Origin of the sequence: Paenibacillus uliginis N3/975, from assembly GCF_900177425.1 — a bacterium.
GTDB lineage: Bacteria > Bacillota > Bacilli > Paenibacillales > Paenibacillaceae > Paenibacillus_AQ > Paenibacillus_AQ uliginis.
In genome coordinates, this window is the sequence record NZ_LT840184.1 from 4,414,643 (window position 1) to 4,438,142 (window position 23,500).

At 47.8% G+C, this 23,500-nt stretch carries 19 protein-coding genes; 1 reads left to right on the forward strand and 18 read right to left on the reverse strand.

Annotated elements, in window-relative coordinates:
• Positions 1 to 8: 8 nt before the first annotated feature.
• Both addB and B9N86_RS21070 read right to left on the reverse strand, forming a co-directional pair.
• Positions 9 to 3,527, reverse strand: coding sequence for a helicase-exonuclease AddAB subunit AddB (gene addB / locus B9N86_RS21065; RefSeq protein WP_208915105.1), 3,519 nt, complete (start codon positions 3,525 to 3,527; stop codon positions 9 to 11).
• 518 nt (positions 3,528 to 4,045) lie between these two features.
• A complete protein-coding gene (locus B9N86_RS21070; RefSeq protein ID WP_208915106.1) occupies positions 4,046 to 5,419 on the reverse strand; it encodes a class I SAM-dependent rRNA methyltransferase in 1,374 nt (457 codons plus the stop codon).
• A 222-nt stretch (positions 5,420 to 5,641) separates the two neighbouring features.
• Between B9N86_RS21070 and B9N86_RS21075 the strand changes: the two genes are divergently transcribed.
• Complete coding sequence (locus B9N86_RS21075; protein WP_208915107.1) at positions 5,642 to 6,616, forward strand: Na/Pi cotransporter family protein; 975 nt, start codon at positions 5,642 to 5,644, stop codon at positions 6,614 to 6,616.
• Here the strand turns inward: B9N86_RS21075 and B9N86_RS21080 are convergent.
• From B9N86_RS21080 to lepA, 16 genes are all read right to left on the reverse strand, one after another.
• Positions 6,613 to 7,044, reverse strand: a complete 432-nt coding sequence (locus tag B9N86_RS21080; RefSeq protein WP_208915108.1) for an NUDIX hydrolase — start codon at positions 7,042 to 7,044, stop codon at positions 6,613 to 6,615. The two genes, B9N86_RS21075 and B9N86_RS21080, sit on opposite strands and share 4 nt — an antisense overlap.
• A 91-nt stretch (positions 7,045 to 7,135) precedes the next feature.
• Positions 7,136 to 8,479 carry a tRNA (N(6)-L-threonylcarbamoyladenosine(37)-C(2))-methylthiotransferase MtaB gene (mtaB, locus tag B9N86_RS21085; protein ID WP_208915109.1) on the reverse strand — a complete coding sequence of 448 codons (1,344 nt, stop codon included), beginning with the start codon at positions 8,477 to 8,479 and terminating at the stop codon, positions 7,136 to 7,138.
• Between the two features lie 2 nt (positions 8,480 to 8,481).
• Positions 8,482 to 9,252 carry a 16S rRNA (uracil(1498)-N(3))-methyltransferase gene (locus B9N86_RS21090; RefSeq protein ID WP_208915110.1) on the reverse strand — a complete coding sequence of 257 codons (771 nt, stop codon included), beginning with the start codon at positions 9,250 to 9,252 and terminating at the stop codon, positions 8,482 to 8,484.
• Positions 9,253 to 9,346: 94 nt separating this feature from the next.
• Positions 9,347 to 10,030, reverse strand: coding sequence for a site-2 protease family protein (locus B9N86_RS21095; protein WP_208915111.1), 684 nt, complete (start codon positions 10,028 to 10,030; stop codon positions 9,347 to 9,349).
• Positions 10,031 to 10,032: 2 nt separating this feature from the next.
• Positions 10,033 to 11,007, reverse strand: coding sequence for a 50S ribosomal protein L11 methyltransferase (gene prmA / locus B9N86_RS21100; protein ID WP_208915112.1), 975 nt, complete (start codon positions 11,005 to 11,007; stop codon positions 10,033 to 10,035).
• 194 nt (positions 11,008 to 11,201) lie between these two features.
• Positions 11,202 to 11,402, reverse strand: a complete 201-nt coding sequence (locus tag B9N86_RS21105; RefSeq protein WP_208915113.1) for a YfhD family protein — start codon at positions 11,400 to 11,402, stop codon at positions 11,202 to 11,204.
• Between the two features lie 33 nt (positions 11,403 to 11,435).
• The gene (locus tag B9N86_RS21110) at positions 11,436 to 11,807 is read right to left on the reverse strand and encodes a hypothetical protein (RefSeq protein ID WP_208915114.1); all 372 of its coding nucleotides are present in this window, start codon (positions 11,805 to 11,807) and stop codon (positions 11,436 to 11,438) included.
• Positions 11,808 to 12,012: 205 nt separating this feature from the next.
• Positions 12,013 to 13,134, reverse strand: a complete 1,122-nt coding sequence (gene dnaJ / locus B9N86_RS21115) for a molecular chaperone DnaJ (protein ID WP_208915115.1) — start codon at positions 13,132 to 13,134, stop codon at positions 12,013 to 12,015.
• Between the two features lie 107 nt (positions 13,135 to 13,241).
• A complete protein-coding gene (gene dnaK / locus B9N86_RS21120) occupies positions 13,242 to 15,080 on the reverse strand; it encodes a molecular chaperone DnaK (protein WP_208915116.1) in 1,839 nt (612 codons plus the stop codon).
• A 94-nt stretch (positions 15,081 to 15,174) separates the two neighbouring features.
• Entirely contained in the window at positions 15,175 to 15,786 is a 612-nt protein-coding gene (gene grpE, locus B9N86_RS21125; RefSeq protein ID WP_244562781.1) for a nucleotide exchange factor GrpE, read from the reverse strand.
• A gap of 53 nt (positions 15,787 to 15,839) precedes the next feature.
• Entirely contained in the window at positions 15,840 to 17,387 is a 1,548-nt protein-coding gene (locus tag B9N86_RS21130; RefSeq protein ID WP_208915117.1) for a TCP-1/cpn60 chaperonin family protein, read from the reverse strand.
• Positions 17,388 to 17,400: 13 nt separating this feature from the next.
• The gene (gene hrcA, locus B9N86_RS21135; RefSeq protein ID WP_208915118.1) at positions 17,401 to 18,435 is read right to left on the reverse strand and encodes a heat-inducible transcriptional repressor HrcA; all 1,035 of its coding nucleotides are present in this window, start codon (positions 18,433 to 18,435) and stop codon (positions 17,401 to 17,403) included.
• A gap of 634 nt (positions 18,436 to 19,069) precedes the next feature.
• On the reverse strand, positions 19,070 to 19,639 hold the full coding sequence (locus tag B9N86_RS21140) for a hypothetical protein (protein WP_208915119.1): 570 nt from the start codon (positions 19,637 to 19,639) through the stop codon (positions 19,070 to 19,072).
• A gap of 126 nt (positions 19,640 to 19,765) precedes the next feature.
• The gene (locus B9N86_RS21145) at positions 19,766 to 20,227 is read right to left on the reverse strand and encodes an N-acetyltransferase (RefSeq protein WP_208915120.1); all 462 of its coding nucleotides are present in this window, start codon (positions 20,225 to 20,227) and stop codon (positions 19,766 to 19,768) included.
• A 75-nt stretch (positions 20,228 to 20,302) separates the two neighbouring features.
• On the reverse strand, positions 20,303 to 21,484 hold the full coding sequence (hemW, locus tag B9N86_RS21150; RefSeq protein WP_208915121.1) for a radical SAM family heme chaperone HemW: 1,182 nt from the start codon (positions 21,482 to 21,484) through the stop codon (positions 20,303 to 20,305).
• A gap of 151 nt (positions 21,485 to 21,635) precedes the next feature.
• A complete protein-coding gene (lepA, locus tag B9N86_RS21155) occupies positions 21,636 to 23,453 on the reverse strand; it encodes a translation elongation factor 4 (RefSeq protein ID WP_208915122.1) in 1,818 nt (605 codons plus the stop codon).
• Between the last annotated feature and the right edge of the window lie 47 nt (positions 23,454 to 23,500).

Here is a 23,500-nt window from a genome sequence, read left to right on the forward strand (position 1 = left end):
GATTCCGTTCACCTTGCGTCTCCTCCTTTCATATGACCGAGCAGATCCCATACCTGGTCCTTACCCGGCTTCCCGAGCAGCTGATAATTGCTGCCTTCCATCGCCTCATCAAACTGACAAACAGGACGGTATGAGCAATGGGTACAGGCTGTCTCCTGCTGAATCCGGTACGGCTCTATTGTCACTTCCCCGTCCGTGATCCGTGAGCCGATCGTAACAATATTTTCTCTTACGGCCGATAGTAGCGTATCCCATTGGTCTGGCGTTGCTACTGCCGCACTGCTGTAGAAACTCCCGTCGGCCTTAACGGCCACAGGAAGAATGGCAGAGTGACCTTTTTCAAGGAAAGAATCCATTAAGGACACAGCCTCACGATCAGCCAGCAGCAGTCCTTTCATCTTAAACCGTTTCAATAGTTCTTCCGCTGCTTGCTCAGGGTTCATGCCATTGGGTGACTGAAGCAACGGATCATGAACATGGAAATAGAGCGTGCCTGCAGGCAGTGCGCTCTCTCCAAGCCAATCTTCCGCAAACGTGAGCAGTACATCCAAATAGGTCAGCATCTGCAGTGACAATCCATAGTACACTTCATGCAACCGCAAATCTTTTTGGCTCGATTTATAATCAATTACCCGCAGCATAATCCCATTCTCACCGCGCGCCATATCAACACGGTCGATCCGTCCGACCACTTCCATCAACACCCCGTTCGGCAGCTGGAAGGCAAGTGGCGGGATGGGCTTGTCCGGCCCAAAATCCAGCTCCAGACCGACCGGTTCAAAACTGCCCCTGCGCGACTGCTCCCCTAATATGACAGAGGCGCGCCCGACGATATTTTTCAGCTTGCGGGATATATATCCGTATCTTTTGGAGCTAAGCAATATTTCTCCCTGTAACATAGGAATGAGTCTGTCCACCGTCGCCTCAGCTTCGCGTAGGCATTCATCCGCGCTCAGCTCACCCCAGCTCCGCTCTTGATCCTTAAAGCGAGACGCCATATCGCTAAGCGCGGCATGAAACAACTGCCCAATATCCGGAGCTTGTAGCCGGTACAGCTGACGCTCCCGTAGCTTGAGTCCGTGGGATGCAAAATGTGAAAACGGACACGCGACAAAACGCTCCATCCGGGATACACTTGTCCGCAGCTTGCTTCCGTATAAACGACGGCTCGTCTCTTCCGCAAGACTCCGTGTCTCATTGCGGTAAGAGAGCGAAGACAGCATGCTGCCCAATTGATCCTTCCATGCCGGATTGCGGGCAAACCAGTTGTACACTTCCCACCATAAAGGCGGCAGGCTTCCACCATTTCTCCATTCACGGAGTCTGCCAACAAGAAATGCCAGCGATTTTCCGCTTCCGGCCACAAATCGTCCCTGCTCCTCAGGAGACTGCCCACCATGAGGCTCGGCATAAAGCACTTGCTCTTTCAGCTGGAACATGCTTTTAATGTGGCGTACCACCTCTGATGGCAGCAGCGCTTTTCCTTCGTGATCTGCTGCCGGGTAACTGATCCACAGTTGGCGGCTGGCGCTTGTCAGTGCCGTATATATCAAAAAACGCTCATCTAGCAAACGGCGTGAAATATTAGGGGCCAACTCCATGCCCGAGCTCTCAAGAGTAACCCGTTCCTGCTCCGTCAATATTCCATCATCCTGGAATTGTGCTGGAATAACGCCATCATTAACCCCTAATAAAAATACATACTTCACGCCTCCAGAGCGGGTATGATCCATGCTGCCCACAAGTACTTGGTCAAGGGACGGCGGAACAAGTGCCATTCTCAGCTCCGTTAAGCCCGTATCCAACATTCCTGTAAACATCTCGGCGCTCAGTTTCTCACTACCCATCATTTCAACAATCTGATCCAGTAGGTCCAGTACAGCCCCCCAAATCTGACGGTGCTCTCTGGCTTCTTCCGGTCTACCGACATCCAGTGCCGCCCGGCTCATCAGTTCCAGCTTCCCTGGCACATCGGCATCTTCCAGTAGCTTGTAGACCGCTGTAGCTTTGTCTCTTGCTGTCGCACCCTTCTTCATCCTCTTCTCAAAAGCGTGAAGAGGCCCAGTAATGGCGGCGCGGCATTGTTCGATAATATGGAGCCCTTTTGCCTGCTGACTCTGACTTCCCCCGTCTCCATCTTCCAGTGATAGACTCGGTATCCCTTTCCAAGGGCGTCCATCATTCCAACGAGAGCCTTGGATGCCGGATGCGAGTACATGGTTCTCGAGCGCATCCATGTCTTCTCTGGAAAGCGAACCATCCAAAGGGAGAAGCAGATCTGTTTTGACACATCGGAATACATCTTCGTAACGCCAACGCTTGCCAGTCACATCTAGAGCAGAGCGTATAAACTCAACCAACGGATGATGAAGCTCACTGCGCTTCTGGTCCATGAAGTATGGCACACCGTATTCACGGAACAGCGGATTGATCATATGCTCATAATCTGCCAGATTACGGGCGAATACCGCCATTTCACGGAATCTTGCTCCTTCTTCCCTCGCCAGCCTCAGCATTTCGCGGATAGCGCCCTCCACCTCCGAACGGCGGTTATCCGCAGCGTATAGCGACAAGCCTTCCGTTTTCCCTGCTTCATCACCGTTCAGAGGACGCCACCGAGCTTTCCGGTCATAGCCACGTTCCAGATGTGCCAGCACGGAACGTTCCTTAAACCTCGGCAGCGTATCCGGGCTAAGCACCGTATGTACCGATTCCATACCCAATTCGTCAGCAATACCTTTCAACTTTATGTACGTCACAGCTGTAGGGTGGAACAAGTCCAGCTCATGCGGGAGCGCACCATTCATATAAGGCTTATCTAACGTCAACGCAGTCGTTACCGATGAAGCATGCTGCATCAGCTCCCGGAGAACAACATATTCCTGCGGTGTAAAGCCGTGGAATCCGTCAATCCATATATCCGCGTTGCGGATATATTCCGATGAGGCAATCCCTTCAGCGAGCTTTACCAAAGTATCCTCTTCATCTATATAAAGTGGGGATAGCTCGTGCTCAAAATCCCGGTACAGCGTTAATACATCTTCCAGTTTGCGGCGCAGCATCGGAGGACTTCCTGTAGAGGAAGCCATATGCTCAAGCTGATTCTCAACACCGGAAGCGTCAATGCAGTATCGTTTCATCTCCGTGTACATATCACTAAGTTTACCTACAAATCCAAGCTGTTCACTGGATCCGCCGAACAGTTTCAGCTCCTCTTTGCGTCGCTGGATAATTTTGTACAGCAGCATCCGCTTGCCTTCTTCACTAATGGCGACCCGGGCAGATCCGCCGGTCTCCTGCATAACCCGATAAGCGAGCCGGCGGAAGCTAAGTACTTGAGCGCGAAGGGTGCCTCTGGTGCGGCCTGAGGTGACAATCGTATTATCCGCCTGAAAGGATGCTTGCTCCGGTACGATCAAAATGATGGGCTTTCCGTGAGGATCTTCCTCAAGCCGTCTTGTAATCTCTTCACTTATTGCGGTACTCTTTCCGCTTCCCGAACGTCCGATGACAAAACGAATCGACATGTTATGCCTCCTCAAATCTCCAAACTATAATATAAAAAAAGTTGAACAAAAGACTCTCAGCCTGAGCATCACTACGAATGCGGATTATTCTTCCGATCGCTGTTGCCCCCAGATTTCATTGGTATATTTATATAATCGTTGAAATCCGGGGACAAAGGCGACCTCTCCGTTTCTCCAGAATAATTCCGCCTTCTTCGTTGTAGTTCTTCAATTTCTTCAGTTCAATCTATATAAATCTTCTTCATGGACAAATCTTTAAACTGAATTCCCGACTTACACTTCTTTATATCTTTAAAAAGACGGTGTCTATTAGTATAGCATAACTGCCGAATGAAGGAACATACGTTTGGATGCCATTACCATAACAATCTTGCACGGGAAACCGTCATGCAAGCCGATGTTATAGTTCTATCTCTCTTCCGATCAACCAGCTGTACCCCATACAAAAAAGACTGCCTCAACAGCGAAAATACATCGCTGTATGGGACAGTCTCCTCTAGACATTGCAGTTAATATTTTTACAGAGTCGTTTTGCTGCGGACTTCAAACACCGCAAACTTCAAATAGTGGCCTTCGTCCACACCTAGAATTTGAGGGTGATCCTTGCCCGCGGCACGCCATTCTACAAGACGCAATATTTTACCGGCATCTTGGGCAGCCTCCTTGATCGTCTCCAGGAACAAATCTGGACGCATATGGTAGGAACAGCTTGCTGTAACGAGGTATCCACCTTCATTTACCAGCTTCATACCATGAAGGTTGATATCCTTGTAGCCGCGGCACGCTCCCTTTACCGCTCCTTTGCTCTTGGCAAAAGCAGGAGGATCGAGAATGACAACATCCCATGTACGTCCGCCTCCAGCCGTCAATGGTTTTGAAGTATCTACCTTATGTTCTCCTCGGGCACGCTCTTCACGTTCCTCCACTCCCTTAACCTGTGAGCGAAGATATTGAAAAGCATCATCCACGACAAATTCGACTCGATCCTGAAACCCGTTCAGCTCCACATTTTCTCTGGCACTGTCAATGGCATGCTCGGAAATATCGAGACAAGTAACCTTCTTGGCTCCATATTTGCAAGCATGCAAAGTAAAGCTTCCCGTATGGGAAAAACACTCCAGAACGGTTGCCCCGTCCCAATAAGGGAACGTAACCTCTTTACCGCTTTTGTTTACTGGAACCCGCAGCATTTGTCCGTCCCGCTCAAGTTCTTGCAGTGTAATTCCGCTCCGATCTCCCCAACCGATCATCAGCGGCTGTATAGAGGCTCTATTCTCACGCTGGTCAAAGAAATAACCTGTCTTCTGTCCTTCTTCAATATCGACTTTAATCTTCAGGCCATTTTCGGTAACTGTAACATGTCGTGGACATTCCCCATACAAGGTTCCTTTGCGCTGCTCCAAACCTTCCAGTTCCCTTACGGAAACATCACTGCGTTCATAAATACCAGCAGGGTTCATCACTTCCACAAGCGCTTCGACAATACTGTCACGGCATTGATCCATACCGAGTGTCAACAGCTGAACAACCAACACGTCAGAAAAGCGGTCAACAATCAGCCCTGGCAGAAAATCAGCTTCCCCGTACACAAGCCGGTACGCATTTTCATCACCGATAAACCGTTCGCGGTGTCTCAAACAATCCTGAAAGCGGGACACAAAGAAATTGCGGTCCATCTTCTCAAGCGGCTGATAAGAGACAACTCTAACCGTGATTTGCGACTTCGGATTGTAGTAGCCTGTAGCCAGAAACCGGCCTTGATGATTCAACACTTGAACTAGCTCACCAGGTTCCGGATTTCCCTCGACCGATGCTATTTCACTTTTAAAAACCCATGGATGACTTTGTTCCAATCTTTTCTTTCGGCTGCGATCCAAAATGACCGATGGCATTCATGCTTCACTCCCTGATTTCTTTCCCTTCGGACAATCACTGGCATGCGTGTCCGTAAGGGATCATATACGTAATTAATATGAAAAACATCTATCGATGTATCTTCACAGTAGAAAGACCGCGTTTAGCGGTAGTTTTTCTTGCGAGATAAGGATGCTGTTTACTCTGAAGTTTATACTTTCTTATCTCTAATAACAAAGACCCTCACAAAGGAGAATCTCATGTTTTCTACATTCTGGTTTCCGGTCACTTACGGTCTCGTCGTGTTTTTGCTGGGCATGAAGGTCATGGAGATTTCACTTCAGCGTTTTGCTGGCCCTATGCTCCACCAATGGCTGAATAAAGCAACGTCCACGCCGTTAAAAGGAATGATGACCAGTACAGGTCTCACCGCTCTACTGCAGAGCAGTACGGCTGTCACGGTACTGGCGATTGGTTTCGCTAATGCCGGGCTCCTGAATTATGCAGGGACACTAGGCATTATTCTCGGCACCAATATCGGTACCACCCTGACAACCGAGCTGATCAGTCTACAGATCGGACAGGCAGCATTACCTCTGCTCATTCTTTCGCTGATGGTCTGGACAGCAGCCGTCATTCTGAGCGAACGACTGCCATCCAGACTTGTCGAGCTGCGGAGTAGGTTTGAGAAGACACAATTTCTTTGTCTCGCTTTAGCCGGATTTGCCCTTGTACTACTGGGCATCCGAGTGATGCAATCCATCGGTCCTTCCCTTCAGCAGTTAGGCGTGTTCCAGTGGTTCCTCGATCATGCTTCGCGAAGCATTCTCTGGGGAATACTGGCCGGCGCGGCGCTCACCGCTCTGATGCACAGCAGCGCTGCGGTTATCGCCATGGCCATGAGCCTGGCAGTAAGCGGTGTACTACCTCCTACTCTCGGGGTTGCCATTGTTCTTGGCTCGAACGTCGGCACCTGCGTAACCGCCCTTATCGCCGCAATCGGCAGCAGCCAGGCTGGGCGTTTTGTAGCCTGGTCACATTTGGGGCTAAATGTAGGCGGAGCAGTGCTCTTTGTTCCCTTTATCGGAACGCTTGCGGCCGTTTCCAGCTGGCTTGCGGTAGATCCAGGGAGCCAGATCGCCCATGCCCAGACCATTTTTAACGTCGTCTGCTCCCTTCTCGCCCTGCCGCTATGTTATCTGCCTTTATGGCGAAAGGATTCTAAATCCAGTTAAACGCTGATCTTTAGAAGTTCCAATGCTTTACGCAGGATGACATCATTGTTACCGTACCCGCTCTGGCGCTGTTTATTCCAAGCTACTTGAGGTTCGTACCAATCGACACCGTTAATTTCCTCAATTTGAGGTTTCAAGGTGCCTTCCTCGGCTTCTACTAAATAATAGTGTACTTCCTTGTCGACTATTCCGTACTCGGGATGATTGTATTTATAAGCAATAATATCGACGGGGGAAATAATCTTACCGGTAATTCCGGTTTCTTCCCATATTTCGCGCAAAGCCGTTTCCTCTATAGTTTCACCGGCCTCCATCTTGCCCTTCGCAAGAGAAGTTTTTCCATAACGGTCTTGAATCAGTTGAATTTGAAGTGCTCCGTCCTTTAGGCGGTACACGACACCACCTGCGGAAATTTCTTTTCGATTCATATCTGCATCCTCCTTCATGTGCAACAAGGATTTCACCTCCTTTAACCGGAAATGAAATCCTTGTCAGGTATGGCAGCCGTCTCTTGTAAAATTACTGGGCAGCAGCCGTCAGTCCGTTTTCGATGACGCTAACCAGCTCGCCCTCGCACTCATTCACTCCAGCTTTGGTTACCTTCACACGGCATACTTGTCCCTCAAGTTCAGGACCGCCATTGAAGACAAGCTGCAGGTAGTTTTCACTATATCCTTGCATTTTCCCACCATTCGGGGATCCTTTATATTCCCGTTCAGGAATAACCTCAAGCACCTGACCTACAAATTGCTCTGCATAGGCAAACTGCAGCTGTTCAGATAAATCGATCAGATCGTGAACACGCGCATTTTTTACTTCTTCATCCACTTGATCCTCCATACGCGCTGCCGGAGTACCCGTCCGTTTGGAGTAAGGGAATACGTGCATTTCAGAAAATCCGATTTCCTTCATCAGCTCATAGCCATTACGGAACATTTCGTCGGTTTCACCTGGGAAACCTACAATAACATCTGTTGTTATGGCCAGATCAGGCATTGCTTGACGAATCAGCTTCATCTTAGTTAGAAACTCTTCCGTCGTGTATTTACGTCTCATACGCTTCAACACCGTATCATCCCCTGCTTGGAGAGGAATGTGCAGGTGACGGCACATCTTAGAAGATTTATTCAGCACTTCGAGCATCTTGTCGTCAATTTGGCTTGCCTCAATGGAACTGATCCGAATACGTTCAAGGCCTTCTACACGATCAAGATCCCACAGGAGATCAGATAGTCGGTAGTTCTCCATATCATCGCCGTATCCTCCGGTATGAATACCGGTCAGCACGATCTCTTTGTAACCGGCTCTAACGAGCTGTTCAGCCTGTTGAATGATACTCTTTGGATCACGACTGCGCGACAGACCACGAGACCATGGAATAATACAGAACGTGCAGAAGTTGTTACAGCCGTCCTGGATTTTCAGGAAAGCACGAGTACGTTCCGCGAAATCCGGCACGTCCATTTCCTCAAACGCACGGGTCTTCATAATGTTGCGGACCGCATTGATCGGTTGGCGTTGTTGTTCAATTTCGTGAACAAAACTCATGATTTTATCACGGTCCTGGTTGCCGATAACAAGATCCACGCCCGGAATATCCAAAATTTCTGCAGGCGAGGTTTGGGCATAACAGCCCGTCACTGCCACAATCGCTTCCGGGTTACGGCGTACGGCGCGGCGGATCATCTGCCGGCTCTTCTTATCACCAGTATTCGTCACATGACAGGTATTGATCAAATAAACATCAGCAGTTTGTTCGAAATCCACCTGTTCGTAGCCTTCATTCTTGAAAAGCTGCCAGATGGCTTCGGTATCGTAAAAATTGACTTTGCAACCCAACGTATAAAACGCTACGGATGGCATATTCAAACTCCCCCCATTTCTCCGGATTCGTACAATGCGCAAGCCAGCGCAGTCATTCCTGCGGTCTCACAGCGCAAAATTCTGCGCCCAAGCCCGACAGAAACAGCCCCCGCTTCTTCGGCCTTTCTGCATTCTTCTTCAGTGAACCCGCCTTCGGGACCGACGAGCAGCAGCAGGCTGGCGGTCGATCCCGGTTCCTGTAATGCCTGCGCTGTAAATGGCCTCAGCACGTCCCTGAGTTGGGAACCGTGCTCTTTTTCATAGCAAAAACAAACGGCGTCGTAGTTGGAAAACGTCTCCAGCAGCTTTTTCCAGGTTAGCGGCTGTTCGACCGCAGGAATCATGTTACGGTGAGACTGCTCCGCTGCTTCCTTGGCGATCTTACGCCACCTCTCCAGACGTTTACTTTCTTTCTTCGCGTCATACTGGACAATAGTGCGCTCGGATAAAAACGGAACAAATGTCACCGCACCAATTTCTGTGCATTTCTGGATGACGGTTTCCATCTTGTCTCCCTTAGGCAGACTCTGAGCAATCGTCACCTTTAGACGAGGCTCGTGATCCATCTCCATCGGCTCAACTACTACGGCAATGACACTTGTCTGTTCTATACTTTCAATCTCCACCAGAGCTTCACGGGAAACACCGTCACTAACGATGAAAGTATCTCCCAACTTGCCCCGCATGACCTTCGTAATATGTCTGGCATCTTCCCCGGTAATGTCCACGCGGTTTTCCTTGAACTGTTCGGGTGAAACGAAATATCGCTGCATATCTTTATCCTCACCTATCTCAAAATCGCCAAACCTCATCATACAACTTTTCGCTCAGCCTGACCAGAGAAAATCATTAGCATAAAGCTTCAAATCAACCTCCGAACAAGGTCTTAAACATATTCAGGAAAAAGACAGATAAATTATAAGCTGCATCATAGAGCGGTCGAATCGTGTAATTTTGAAAGCCCGGAATCACAATAATTAACAAGAAGATCATGATGGACCACTGCTCAAACTGTTGCAGCTTCGCGCGTACACGGCGCGGCACCAGATCTTCAACGATACGGTAACCGTCCAGCGGCGGCAGCGGAATGAGGTTAAACAGGAACAGGAAGAAGTTCAGTACGATAAAAGTATCGAAAAAGAAATGAATGCCCTGAACTGCCTTAGCGTTGCTTATTCCATCAATGACTCCAAATTGGTGCATACCGGCATATATCAAACATCCTACGATGCCTAGCAGCAAATTGCTGAGAGGACCGGCAGCTGATACGATAATACCCATTCGCCGCGGATTACTAAAATTCTCCCGATTGACCGGTACCGGTCTGGCCCAACCAAAACCAGCAATGAGGAGCAGGATAATACCCAGCAGGTCGAAATGAACTGCAGGGTTCAGCGTGACCCTTCCAAGCAGCTTCGCTGTCGGATCACCGAACTTATTCGCGAAATAAGCATGGGAAAATTCATGCAGCGTGAACGCTATAATCAAGGTTAATAAATAAAAAGGTAGCCGCTCCAGCGGATAAAACAGAAGTTGATCCAAAAATTCCATTTTTACCTCTTCCTTGCTACAAACGCAACCCAGTCATCCTCACGGTACACGTCCGCAATTTCAAAACCGGAAGAAGTCAGCGCTTGCTCAACAACATCGAATTTATTCTTATAAATACCGGAAGCAATATAGATACCTCCAGATTGTAAAGCCGCATAAACGTCATCCACAAACAGAAGAATAACTTCGGCCAATATATTAGCTACGACAACCTTTACTGGAAGCCTAACACCAAGATCCTCCGAGCCGCTTCCTTCTGTGATAACCGTAAGGAGATCACTCTCTTTAACCGTAATTCTGTCCTCCATACCGTTCAGGCGCGTGTTATCCTTCGCGCTGAGCACCGCCACCGGATCGAGATCCAGTGCAAGTACCTTGGAGGCGCCCAGATGAACCGCACCTATGGAAAGTATCCCAGAACCAGTACCGACATCGATAACTTCTTCACCGCCTTGGATTACGGAATCCAATGTGCGTAGGCAGAGGGAGGTCGTTGGGTGTGCACCTGTACCAAACGCCATACCCGGATCAAGTTCAATAATCCGTTCATCGGCTGATTCAGGGGTGTACTTCTCCCAGGTCGGCTTAATCGTTAGCCTCTCGGAGACACGAATCGGTTTAAAGTACTGTTTCCATGCCGTTGCCCAATCTTCTTCGTTTACCGTCTTGATCTCATAACGGACATCGCCTGTATCAATTCCGAACTCCGCAAGCTCCTCAACCCGCGGAGAGATTTCATTACGGATCTCTTCAAGGTTTACTTCTTCGGAGAAGTAGCCTTTTATAACCGCGTGTCCTTCAGGAATATCATTAAAAGGAACATCCCCAAACCATTCACCATGAGGTGCTTGCCGTTTCTTATTCAACGTGCCGGACTCTTCAATCGAGACACCTCCGGCTCCAGCTTCATGCAAGAAGTTAGAAATCATTTCTACAGCTTCTTCTGTAGTATGTATCGTTAATTCATGCCATAACATATTTAGGTGATCCTCCTCGTTTTTACATAAGTAATATTGTACTATACTGAGGACCTCTGTTACAAAATTTAAGAATTAATTATTACATATACCCATCGTTATTTCGCCAAAAAGGAAAAACAAGGCCCCTCCAGTGGGACGCACTCCGCTGAAGAGACCTTTGAACACCAGCCAATAAGTGACCTGCATACTTGCTATTTTTCGTTTTCGTTATCGTGATTATCAAACATCTCTTTGAGTTGCCGCTTGTCGGCTGCCACACTGCGGCGCAAGGCCTCCATATCGTCTTGGTCGGCCTCTAAAGCGGAAAATTCCACATCCTCCGCTTTTGCAGACTGGAGCGTAATCAACTTTTCGGTCTTATCTGCTATTCTTCCTTTCATCTTTCTACGCATTTAGCTCATTCTCCTTCCGCTGGATTATGCTACCTACACCATGCCTCCGGCATCTTCAATTATGCTCATTGCCTGATGGAATACATTCTCATCCAACACTACCGTAAGCAGAATATCCCGCCCATCCGGACCATCCTGACTTCCGTCACTCATGCCGCTTGCTGAAGGATCTACTGCACCTAATATTCCTGAGGATCGGTTGGTGAGTGAAGAGTTCAGGGTCATCGATGTCAAACTGACAATATCGCCCGTCATAGGGTGCATGGTATTGTTCAGTTCTCCACCCGGATATGCACTGAACCGGTCGATGGACATATCCGCAACTCTCAATGCCTGTAGCTTACGCGCCACACCTTGGGCTTCATCCGGGGTTTTGAAATACGCCAAAATATTTTTTTCAGTCACTATGCTCACCTGCGCTTTATCGTCTGAAATTGTTCCATCCGCTACTATACGGAACCTTTCCTAGCGTGCTTCATCCAGAGCCGTTTTATTCCGGGGCACGAGTAGCTCCGTACCTGAATCGTCTTCCAACATCCAGAGCAGGCTTAAATTAAAGGTAAAACAAAAAGCCCGGCCATTTCGGCCGAGCTTTAAGTCACAGCTATATTTAATCCCCGCGGAAAGCTTTTTTCATACGGTCAAAAAAGGACTGTTCTTGCTCATGGGTCTGCTCTCCATCCAAGGATGCGAACTGACGAAGCAGTTCCTTCTGCTCATCGCTCAGCTTGCTTGGCGTAATAACGACTACCTTCACATGCTGATCGCCCTGCCCAAGGCCGCGCAGACGGGGAACTCCTTTTCCTTTCAAGCGGAAGAAGGTACCTGTTTGTGTGCCTGCCGGAATTTTCAGCTTTACCTTTTCAGTCAGCGTCGGGATTTCAATTTCGTCACCGAGTGCTGCCTGAGCAAAGGTAAGCGGCACTTCACAGTAGATATCGTCGCCTTCACGCTCGAAGAAGTCATGCGGTTTCACACGGATGACGATGTACAAATCACCTGCTGGTCCTCCGCGCAGTCCACCTTCGCCTTCACCAGTCATACGCAGTTGAGCACCGTCATCGACACCCGCTGGCACACGCACATGGATTTTACGCTGTTTCTTGACTTTACCGTTACCATGACAAGAGCTACAGCGTTCCTTAATGATTTTGCCGGTCCCGTTACAATTGGAACAAGCACGCCGGTTCACCATGCGACCAAACGGCGTGTTCTGTACAACCTCCTGCTGTCCGCTGCCATGGCAGACACCGCAGGTTTGCGGTTTCGTACCCGGCTTCGCGCCGGAGCCGTCACAGGTATCACATGTTTCCGTTCTCGGAATCGTAATGTCAGTTTCTTTGCCGAAGACAGCCTCTTTGAACTCGACGGTCATCGTGTACTGCAGATCGTTCCCCCGCTGTGGTGCGTTCGGGTCACGGCGTCCACCGCCGCCGAAGAACATATCAAAAATATCTCCAAATCCTCCGCCGAAGTCGCCGGAGAAACCACCGCCGCCCATTCCCTGGTTCGGATCTATATGTCCGTATTGGTCGTAGCGCGCACGATTCTGGCTATCGCTCAATACATCGTATGCCTCTTTAACTTCCTTAAATTTGGCTTCGGCATCATCGGCCTTGTTTACATCTGGATGATATTGACGCGCCATTTTTCGGTATGCCTTTTTGATTTCGTCATCCGACGCGTCCTTGCCAACGCCAAGCACCTCGTAATAATCACGTTTTTCAGCCACGGTTTCACCCCCATTCACTCATTACTAACAATGCTGGACAAAAGGAAAGTCAAAGTGCGGGATTCGCGCTTTGACTTTCCCTTGACACAGGTCTATTCAGATTAACCTTACTTTTTATCCTCGTCAACAACCTCGTATTCAGCATCAACCACATTATCTTTCTTCGGAGCTTCTTGAGAAGCTTCACCAGCTCCTCCAGCTTGTTCAGCTTGAGCTGCTTGCTCATACAGTTTCACAGACAATTGCTGAACGATTTGTGTCAACTCTTCAGTTGCAGTATTGATCTCTTCTAGGTTATCGGATTCCAAAGCTTTTTTCACTTTTTCTTTCGCTTCGTTCGCTTTATCGATTTCGGAAGCGTCCACTTTATCGCCAAGATCCTTCAGCGTTTTTTCAGTAGTGTACACGAGCTGATCAGCATTGTTGCGAGCCTCAACGAGCTCTTTACGCTTACGATCTTCTTCAGCATGAAGCTCGGCATCCTTCATCATTTGTTCTACTTCATCATCGCTCAAACCGCTCGAAGAAGTAATGGTGATTTTTTGGCTCTTGCCTGTGCCTTTGTCCGTTGCCGACACGTTTACGATACCGTTAGCATCGATGTCGAAAGTAACCTCGATTTGCGGTACACCGCGTGGTGCTGGAGGAATATCTCCAAGCATGAAGCGTCCAAGAGTTTTGTTGCCCGCTGCCATTTGACGCTCACCTTGCAGAACGTGAATTTCAACGCTAGGCTGGCTGTCTGCATAAGTCGAGAACACTTGGGACTTGCTTGTAGGAATCGTTGTGTTGCGTTCGATCATTTTGGTGAATACACCACCAGCTGTTTCAATACCCAGAGAGAGCGGAGTTACGTCGAGCAGAACGACGTCTTTTACATCCCCTGTCAAAACGCCGGCTTGAACAGCTGCACCAAGGGCAACCACTTCGTCCGGGTTAACACCTTTATGAGGGTCTTTACCGGTCAATTTCTTGATCGCTTCTTGAACAGCAGGGATACGAGTGGATCCACCCACAAGTACAATTTTGTGAATATCGTTAGGTGTCATACCTGCATCGCTAAGAGCTTGACGAGTTGGTCCGAGTGTACGTTCCACGAGGGACGCGGACAATTCTTCGAACTTCGCACGAGTCAGGTTTACTTCCAAGTGCTGAGGCACGCCGTCAGCCACAGTGATAAACGGAAGGGAAATGGTTGTTGTCAAAATACCGGACAACTCTTTCTTCGCTTTTTCAGCAGCATCTTTCAAACGCTGAACTGCGGCTTTATCTTTACTCAGGTCAATTCCTTGGTCTTTTTTGAATTCGGCAACCAGATAGTCAATGATTACTTGGTCAAAGTCATCACCGCCGAGGCTGTTGTCACCACTTGTAGCTTTAACTTCAAAAAAGCCATCGCCGAGTTCCAAGATGGATACGTCAAACGTACCGCCACCAAGGTCATATACGAGGATCGTTTGATCTTCGGATTTCTCCATGCCGTAAGCAAGCGCTGCTGCTGTTGGCTCGTTGACAATACGCAGTACTTCAAGTCCAGCGATTTTACCGGCATCTTTTGTTGCTTGACGCTGGCTGTCATTAAAGTATGCAGGAACGGTAATAACGGCTTGGGTTACGGTTTGGCCCAAATAAGCCTCGGCATCCGATTTCAGCTTTTGCAGAACGATAGCGGAAATTTCCTGAGGTGTAAATTCTTTGCCATCAATCGTTTCTTTATGGTTCGTACCCATATGACGCTTAATCGAGCTGATTGTACGGTCAGGGTTGGTGATCGCTTGACGCTTCGCTGTGTCACCGACAACGCGTTCGCCGTCTTTCTTAAAACCTACAACCGATGGGGTTGTGCGTGCGCCTTCCGGGTTCGGAATGACGACAGCTTCGCCGCCCTCCATTACCGCTACACAAGAGTTGGTAGTACCTAAGTCAATACCGATTACTTTGCTCATGAGATAATATCCTCCTTCATATTTCACACACTGAAAAGGGTGTGTGGTTCATTACAGTTATGATTTATTTAAAGTCGACAATGGATAAAGCCTATTACATGCTTACCTTAACCATAGCCGGTCGAAGCACCTTGTCTTTCAGCATATAGCCTTTTTGAACTTCCTCAACGACGATACCTTCCTCATAATCATCGCTCTCCACTTGCATGATAGCTTGGTGAAATTCAGGATTGAACGGTTGGCCAACACTGTTCATGGCTGTTAGGCCTTCCGCATTCAACACCGTCTCAAGTTGTCGGAAAATCATGCCTACACCTTTTGAGAATGACTCGAATTCCGGATTGTCCTCTGTAGCAGCTAGAGCGCGTTCAAAGTTGTCGAATACCGGCAAAAGCTCGGTAACCAACTTGGAAGAAGCATATTTAGCCAGCTCTTCCTTTTCTTTTTGGGTGCGTCTACGGAAGTTGTCATAATCAGCTTGGACACGAAGGGTGCGCTGCTGATGTTCTGACATCTCATTTCTTAGGTTCTCTATTTCTGCCTGAAGGCCAGCCTCTTCTGAGGAATTGGTTTCCTGGGAAACATTCTCTTCGTTAGAAGACTTCTGCACCTCCGGATGTTCACCGGATTCCGATGCGGTATGAGTTTGCTCCATATTTTCTTCGTTTACTGTATCTTGTACCGTGTTTACTTTGTCTTTATTCAAGATGCCTTCCACCTCCTAATATTCATAACTCATATTTGTGTGTGAGTTCGGTATTACTCTTCGGAACTGCCTGTCTCCCTCATCTTAATCACATGATGAATGCGAAGAACAGCTGACGCTACTTCCCCTGCCGCACGGAGTCCATGAAGCTTAACAGGAGCAGGATCAACGATCCCTTTGTCCTCATAGCTGATAACCGCACCGGTATCACAGTCAATTCCCATGGAATCAGTCCCCAGGGAAATCTGTGCCGCACGCACTTCCTCCATTTTCTCCAATGGATTGTATCCTGCATTCAGCAATATTTGTGACATCGGCCGCCGCAATGCCGTAGATACGGCTTCTATGCCAAATGCCTCCATACCCTTTTGGACTTCCCTGTGACGCTCCAACTCGTAGGAAACAGCGAGTTCGCTTGTCCCGCCTCCAGGGAGTACTCCGCCGGCCACAGCGGCTTGAAGAGCTGAAGCCGCGTCACAGGCGATACGGGCTGCCTCACCAACAACTTCTGACGTGCTGGCGCCGACAATAACGGTCACAACCCGCTCTCCAGCATCGCTACCCTGAAGGCGAACACGCTCCAGAGTTTCATCATACGCAGCTCGAGGAGTATAACCGAGAATCGACATTAATTGTTCTGGGTCTTTATGTAGCGCCGTCCGGCGTACCGGTACAGCCCCTGTCATGTCGCAGACCCGGCGGATATCGGTCCGTGAAATACGGGGAACGACCATAATTCCGTGATCCAGACAAAACTGCTCAGCGTCTGGATGAATTCCTTTTTCCAACAGAATTAGTTTAACAGACAATTCCGACAGACGCGCCAAGTCAGAAGCAAACACTTTACGCAGGTCCATGTATCTGGCGAATCCAGCTTCCGTGGTCAGTACCTCTTCATCGAGCTCATCGGGCTCCAGAGAATCCAGCAGCACAAGCACTTTTGCATCGTTATACTCCTGCTGTTCCCGGGAGAACAAAGGCTTCTGCCGGAGCAGTATTCCCTCGAACACCTCATTCTCCGCTTTTTCAAGCGCGATAATACTGCTGGCAAGCGAATAAGATGGGTCCCTTAAACGGTCAATTCCCGCTTTATAGGCGGCCTGCATGACCAGATCCACCATATCCCGGCGTTCACGTCCGGCTACAAAAGCCGTTCGTTCCAACAGAGGGTCGTCCAGACCATCTATTACCCGTACCCGATTGGATAGAAGACGAAGCGCCATATCAACGCCTTGTCTCATGCCCTCCACGACCTTCGATGCCGGAACACCTCGGACAATTTGCGCTAGGCCTTCTTGAACCAATGCTCCTGCAAGTACGGTGGCGGTTGTGGTACCGTCCCCGATCTTTTCTTGCTGGGCACGAGCCACTTGAATGAGAAGGCGAGCTGCCGGATGAGTTACATCCATTTTATCCAAAATGGTTACCCCATCGTTCGTGATCACAACCTCGCCGCGGGGCCCAACCAGCATAACGTCAAGCCCTTTGGGGCCAAGTGTCCCTTCAACGGCAGATGTGACAGCCCGAACCGCATTGCTGTTGTTAATCAGCGTGGAATGACGTTCATCACCATCTCCATGCGGCTGTTGTCCTTGGCTCATCACCCTCACTCCCTTATTTATACCAGTGTGACAGTAATCTTGTCAGATCATGCGAAAGGATATTCAATATCCCGATCACACGGGCGTATTCCATTCGTGTAGGCCCTAATATACCGATTGTTCCAAGTGCTTTGCCATTAGCGGAATAGGTTGCAGTGATCAAGCTGCAATTCGCTATGGCTGCGTGGTCGTTCTCCGTACCAATGCGCACCTGAATGCCACTCTCTCCTGGCGCCGGTGTCATCATTTTCATCAGAGTCGGTGTCTGCTCCAGCAGTTCAAAAATGTTTCGCACCTTCTCTACATCTTTGAACTCGGGTTGGTTGAGCATATTGGTTGTTCCACTCAAATACACCTTCTGGTCCTGTTCTTTACTATCCAGTGCAACCTCAAGCACACTCATTAATTCCTCATAGTGATCGATGTGCCGCTGCATTTCTTGACCTAATTCGGAGTATAGGCGGGTCTTTAGTTTGTAAAGAGGTACATTAGCCAATTTACTGTTCAAAAGGTTGACCACTTGTTCCATTTCCGATACGGATACACCTGGTGGAATACTAACGGTCTTGTTTTCTACCTGTCCGGTGCTCGTTACAATAATAGCTACTGCTGTACTGTCGTCTAAAGGAAGAAGCTGGAAATGACGCAAAGACGTATGAAAAACTTCCGGTCCCAGGAGGATGGAAGTGTAATTCGTCATCTGTGACAAAATACCGGCCGCATGCTGAATCATTTGCTCCATAGCATTAAGCTTCTCGGCAAAAAATGCTTTCATCAACTGCAGTTCGGAAGGATTTAACGAAAACGACGACGTAAGGTGATCTACATAGTAACGATATCCCTTATGCGAAGGAATACGTCCTGCTGAAGTGTGAGGCTGTTCCAAAAAACCAAGGTCCTCCAAATCAGCCATCTCATTACGAATCGTCGCAGGGCTGTAGCCCACATCTCCGCGTTTAGAAATGCTCCTTGATCCAACCGGCTCTGCCGAACGGATATAGTCATCGACGATCGCACTCAAAATCATGCGTTGACGATCTGTTAACATGTCGCTCCCTCCTTGCTGACTGCATGTTTTCCATGTCGTTAGCACTCATCATCATCGAGTGCTAACCGCTATAACAAAAATACCAAACCGACCAGAGTATTGTCAAGTCAGTTCGGCATCTTTAGAAGAGCTATTTCAGTGCAGGCATAGATCTTTGGAGTGGTGAATGCTGATTCGGGAATATCAAAAGATAACCCAACAAAAGGTTTCCATAGGCATGACCCGGGAGCAAGTTATTCTTTCCTGGGGATATCCGGATGACAGCAATTCTTATACCAGCTCTTATTCTGATATGGACCAATGGATATATGGAGATACCTACTTGCATTTTTATAACGGAGTTCTTGGGTCTTGGTCAGATTATTAAAAAAATGGGGGTGTCCTAAAAGGCCTATTGACCTGGGACACTCCCTTTTGCCTGTTGTAAGACGCTACGTGCATGACCACTCATTTCGCTCGTTCACCATTCCCTGAAGAACAGACCATGGACCACAAAACTAAGCATGCCACCCAAGGATAAATCCTCGGGCGGCATGCTTTTTCTTTTTTACTGAGAGAGATCACTATCTGGAATAAAGCGAAGATGGATACAAATATGAAGGTGAACTTTGGTTCATAGGGGAATTAGATTAAGTTATTGAAGAACGTATTTACCTGAGCCCACGTATTTATTTGTTTTCGGATTCCAAGTAAATATCCCTACCGCAGTATCCCATCCACCTTCGAGTTTATAATTTTTCCAAAGCTGATATACTTTACCTTGTTTATCAATTTGAACATCAATATCGCCCATTACTTTAAGAACTTGTTTTAATGTTCCGTCTTTGTAACGATAAACATACATTTGAGTATTTGAAGGGAAATAAGTGGCGGTAAGGGCAACATGCTTCTCTTTGGCCGTCACCGAGTAAATATGGATATTGTAATCTTCATAACCTTCTTCATCTGAAATCCCTGTATTGATCAGCACAATAATACCTTTGGAATTAATCAAATAAAAGTTGCCCGAGTTCGTCAAAATAAAAGATTCCTGTTTCTTGTCTGAGTTCACGTCCGCCGTTTTGATCAATCTTATAGTTTCATTGGGATACTTCTTCTTAAGAATATCCTGGGGTTTTAAAGACTGAGCGTTCGTAACTGGGATATTCAGCCATGAAACAAGAAACATCAATGCCAATGACCATGTAAAAATCTTTGTTTTCATAATTAGCCCCCCTTATGTATTAGAGTACCAGATGATTGTGATTCATCCCATGAAAAAAGGCTGTCCTGAAAATATCGGACAACCCATTTATAAATTAATCGGTTATTTTATTTGATTTTACTATAATCAGTTCATTACTTTCAGAACCGCTATTTCATCACAGGCGTGCTGTTTTTTACAGTGAATACAGTCCGTCCACACCTTCTCCGGGAAAATGTCTTTTTCCACCACGGCAAAGCCGTTTTTAATAAAAAAAGAAACCTCATATGTCAAAGCCATCACCTTCGGGATTTCTCTGCGTTTGGCCTCGGCCATAAGAGAATCCACCAGCATGGAGCCAATTCCCTTACCTTTATAACCTTCGGAAATGCCAAGAGAACGTATCTCCACAAGATCACTTCCGAGCTGACATAAAGATCCGCAGCCAATGACCGTTCCGTCCCATTCGGCTACGACAAACTCTTCAATCTGCTTCTCCAGCACATTCCGCGACCGGGGCAGCATGATTCCTTTTTCAGCATATCCCTGAATCATCTGGTACAGCGGTTCTACATCCTCTACTCTCGCTTTTCTGCATACGGCCGGCATTTCTCTTTCTCCCCTTTATACGCTCCGTTATATTTATGAATAAATATACAACAGAGCGTATAGAAGTTCAATAGATTAATTACCTGATAAACTGCCTATAAATTCAGCAAATACTTCATTGCCGAACAATATTCCCTGTTCACTCAGTTTATAGCCATCATCTGTCGCATCCAGCAATCCTGCATTAACCATCTTATGAAGCGGACGCGCAAAGACAACGTCCAGCGAAGTGTTGAATTGCTGCTCAAAGCGAGTGCGGGAAATACCGTCAAGCACCCGTAAACCGACCATCAGGAAATCCTCCATCGCTTCCTCAGGGGAAATATCGTAGCTATCGAGACGCGGAAGACCGCTTTTTACAGCTTCAACGTAAGGATTGACTCCTTTAATGTTCATATGGCGCTGACGACCAACATAACCATGAGCGCCTGCTCCAAGACCATAGTAGTCCTCATTTAACCAATAGGTCATATTATGCTTGCTTTCGAAGCCAGGTTTGGCAAAATTACTGATTTCATACTGTTTGTAACCCGCCTCTTTCATCCGGTTCATAAGCAGAAGGTACATATTCAGCTCAGCTTCTTCATCCGGAAGAGGCAGCTGATTTTTCTGGTACAAGGTATGGAACAGCGTGTTCTCTTCTACCTTCAAGCTGTATATGGAGTAATGGGGCAATCCCAGTTCCAGAGCCTTTGTAACACTCTCCGACAGCATGTCCACCGTCTGGTTCGGCAGCCCAAACATAAGATCAATCGACATATTGTCAAACCCGGCTTTTTTCGCATTTTCAAGACTGCGGTAAACGTCATCCGTATTATGAATACGACCTATACCAGTCAGCAGATCGTTCTGAAACGCCTGCACGCCAAAGCTGACACGGTTTACACCGCCTTCTCGCATGACAGACAGTTTCTCCAGATCCGTCGTTCCAGGATTGGCCTCCATGGAAAATTCAATGTTATTATCCCATTCAGGAAAATGATCACGTACAATCTTCAGAAAATACTCCATTTCCTTAGGCTTCAAAACCGTTGGGGTTCCTCCCCCCACAAAGATACTCTTGATCACTCCCGGTGGAGATGCCTTAACGGTCATTTCCATTTCGCGTTCAAGCGCCTGCAAATAATCCATGACAGGCTGACCCTTTAGAACATACGAGTTAAAATCACAGTAGAAACATTTATTCGTACAAAACGGAATGTGAACATATACAGCCTCAGTACGCTTGCTGTTTCCGTTTATAAATGGCGTCGTCATAAAGAACCTCCCTTGCTTAGCCCTGCTCATAAGCTGTTAGCTTAATACTTTATATCATAATTTTAAAACTTCTTAATCATGAAAGAAAAGGAAAGCCTGATCGGCTTTCCTCTCGTAATCCCTCTGTATCTGTTCAGCATTCGAAATAACCTTAGTTGTCGTCGATTTTGAGAACCGCCATGAACGCTTCCTGAGGTACCTCAACACTGCCGACCTGCTTCATCCGCTTCTTACCTTCCTTCTGCTTCTCAAGCAGTTTCCGTTTACGCGAGATGTCGCCGCCATAGCATTTGGCAAGAACGTTTTTACGCATCGCCTTAACGGTTTCACGGGCCACAATCTTCGTTCCGACAGATGCCTGAATCGGCACCTCGAACATCTGACGTGGGATCAGCTCTCGTAGCTTTTCACATATAGCCCGGCCGCGATGAAATGCGCGATCACGGTGCACGATGAAGGACAATGCATCCACCTGCTCAGAATTGAGCAGAATGTCCATTTTGACCAGATTCGAAGTCCGGTATCCAGACAGTTCATAGTCAAACGAAGCATAGCCCCTCGTGCTAGACTTCAACTGATCAAAGAAATCGTACACGATTTCTGAGAGCGGTATCTCATAAGTAAGCGTAACGCGTGTCGTATCAAGGTATTCCATGTTGATGAACTCACCGCGTTTATTCTGACACAACTCCATGATCGCACCAACAAAGTCGTTAGGCACAATGATGGCCGCCTTAACATAAGGCTCTTCCACATAATCGACCTTACCAACCTCCGGATAATGCGACGGGTTATCGATCTGAATCTGCTCCCCGTTCGTCAAGGTGATACGGTAAATAACGCTTGGTGCCGTCGTAATCAGCGGAATGTTAAATTCACGCTCGATACGTTCCTGGATAACATCCATATGCAGCAGGCCCAAAAATCCGCAGCGGAACCCAAAGCCCAATGCACTGGAAGTCTCCGGCTCGAAACTGAGCGACGCATCGTTAAGCTGAAGCTTTTCAAGTGCTTCACGCAAATCGTTGTAATCTGATGTTTCGATCGGATACAGCCCACAGAACACCATCGGGTTGATTTTACGATAACCTGGAAGCGGTTCAGCCGTAGGTTTTTTGGCATCGGTAACCGTGTCACCGACCTGAGTATCTCCTACATGCTTGATTCCTGCCACGATAAATCCTACATCGCCCACCTGCAGCTCATCCACGATAGTCATCCGCGGCTTGAACGCGCCAACTTCGATGACCTCGAATGATTTTCCGGTAGCCATCATCTTTATCTTAGATCCGGCTTTAATACTGCCATCAATAACGCGAACGTAAACAATAACCCCTTTGTATGGGTCATAGTGCGAGTCGAAGATAAGCGCTTTAAGTGGTTCCTCGGAATTACCAGTAGGTGCTGGCACCTGCTTGACAACCTGTTCCAAAATCTCTTTAATCCCGATACCTGCTTTTGCGGAAGCCAAAACGGCTTCACTCGTGTCGAGACCGATAACATCTTCGACCTCTTGCTTCACACGATCAGGATCTGCACTCGGCAGGTCGATTTTGTTGATGACCGGTAAGATTTCAAGGTTATTGTCTAGGGCCAAATACACGTTAGCCAGCGTCTGGGCTTCGATGCCCTGAGCGGCATCCACAACGAGCAGCGCGCCTTCACAAGCCGCTAAACTCCGTGATACCTCATACGTAAAGTCAACGTGCCCCGGGGTGTCGATGAGATTCAAAATATAATCCTCGCCGTCATCCGCACGGTAGTTCAGACGAACCGCCTGCAGCTTGATTGTGATCCCCCGCTCCCGCTCCAGATCCATTGTGTCAAGAACCTGCTCTTGCATTTCACGAGAAGTCAGTGCACCCGTGAACTCCAAAATACGGTCTGCCAATGTCGATTTTCCATGGTCTATATGTGCAATGATACAGAAATTACGAATTTTTTGTTGTCTTACTTGTACGTCAGTCATGCCTTACCCCCAACAACCACCAGATGTTTGAATCAATTTATTATAAC

Bases quoted from the DNA above. Each gene is read 5' to 3' on its own strand.
- B9N86_RS21130 (WP_208915117.1), bottom strand. From the start codon at position 17,387: ATGAGCCAAGGACAACAGCCGCATGGAGATGGTGATGAACGTCATTCC.
- dnaK (WP_208915116.1), bottom strand. From the start codon at position 15,080: ATGAGCAAAGTAATCGGTATTGACTTAGGTACTACCAACTCTTGTGTA.
- B9N86_RS21075 (WP_208915107.1), top strand. From the start codon at position 5,642: ATGTTTTCTACATTCTGGTTTCCGGTCACTTACGGTCTCGTCGTGTTT.
- B9N86_RS21095 (WP_208915111.1), bottom strand. From the start codon at position 10,030: ATGGAATTTTTGGATCAACTTCTGTTTTATCCGCTGGAGCGGCTACCT.
- B9N86_RS21140 (WP_208915119.1), bottom strand. From the start codon at position 19,639: ATGAAAACAAAGATTTTTACATGGTCATTGGCATTGATGTTTCTTGTT.
- B9N86_RS21090 (WP_208915110.1), bottom strand. From the start codon at position 9,252: ATGCAGCGATATTTCGTTTCACCCGAACAGTTCAAGGAAAACCGCGTG.
- B9N86_RS21070 (WP_208915106.1), bottom strand. From the start codon at position 5,419: ATGCCATCGGTCATTTTGGATCGCAGCCGAAAGAAAAGATTGGAACAA.
- B9N86_RS21145 (WP_208915120.1), bottom strand. From the start codon at position 20,227: ATGCCGGCCGTATGCAGAAAAGCGAGAGTAGAGGATGTAGAACCGCTG.
- B9N86_RS21080 (WP_208915108.1), bottom strand. From the start codon at position 7,044: ATGAATCGAAAAGAAATTTCCGCAGGTGGTGTCGTGTACCGCCTAAAG.
- B9N86_RS21105 (WP_208915113.1), bottom strand. From the start codon at position 11,402: ATGCGTAGAAAGATGAAAGGAAGAATAGCAGATAAGACCGAAAAGTTG.
- hemW (WP_208915121.1), bottom strand. From the start codon at position 21,484: ATGACGACGCCATTTATAAACGGAAACAGCAAGCGTACTGAGGCTGTA.
- lepA (WP_208915122.1), bottom strand. From the start codon at position 23,453: ATGACTGACGTACAAGTAAGACAACAAAAAATTCGTAATTTCTGTATC.
- hrcA (WP_208915118.1), bottom strand. From the start codon at position 18,435: ATGTTAACAGATCGTCAACGCATGATTTTGAGTGCGATCGTCGATGAC.
- prmA (WP_208915112.1), bottom strand. From the start codon at position 11,007: ATGTTATGGCATGAATTAACGATACATACTACAGAAGAAGCTGTAGAA.
- mtaB (WP_208915109.1), bottom strand. From the start codon at position 8,479: ATGCCATCCGTAGCGTTTTATACGTTGGGTTGCAAAGTCAATTTTTAC.
- addB (WP_208915105.1), bottom strand. From the start codon at position 3,527: ATGTCGATTCGTTTTGTCATCGGACGTTCGGGAAGCGGAAAGAGTACC.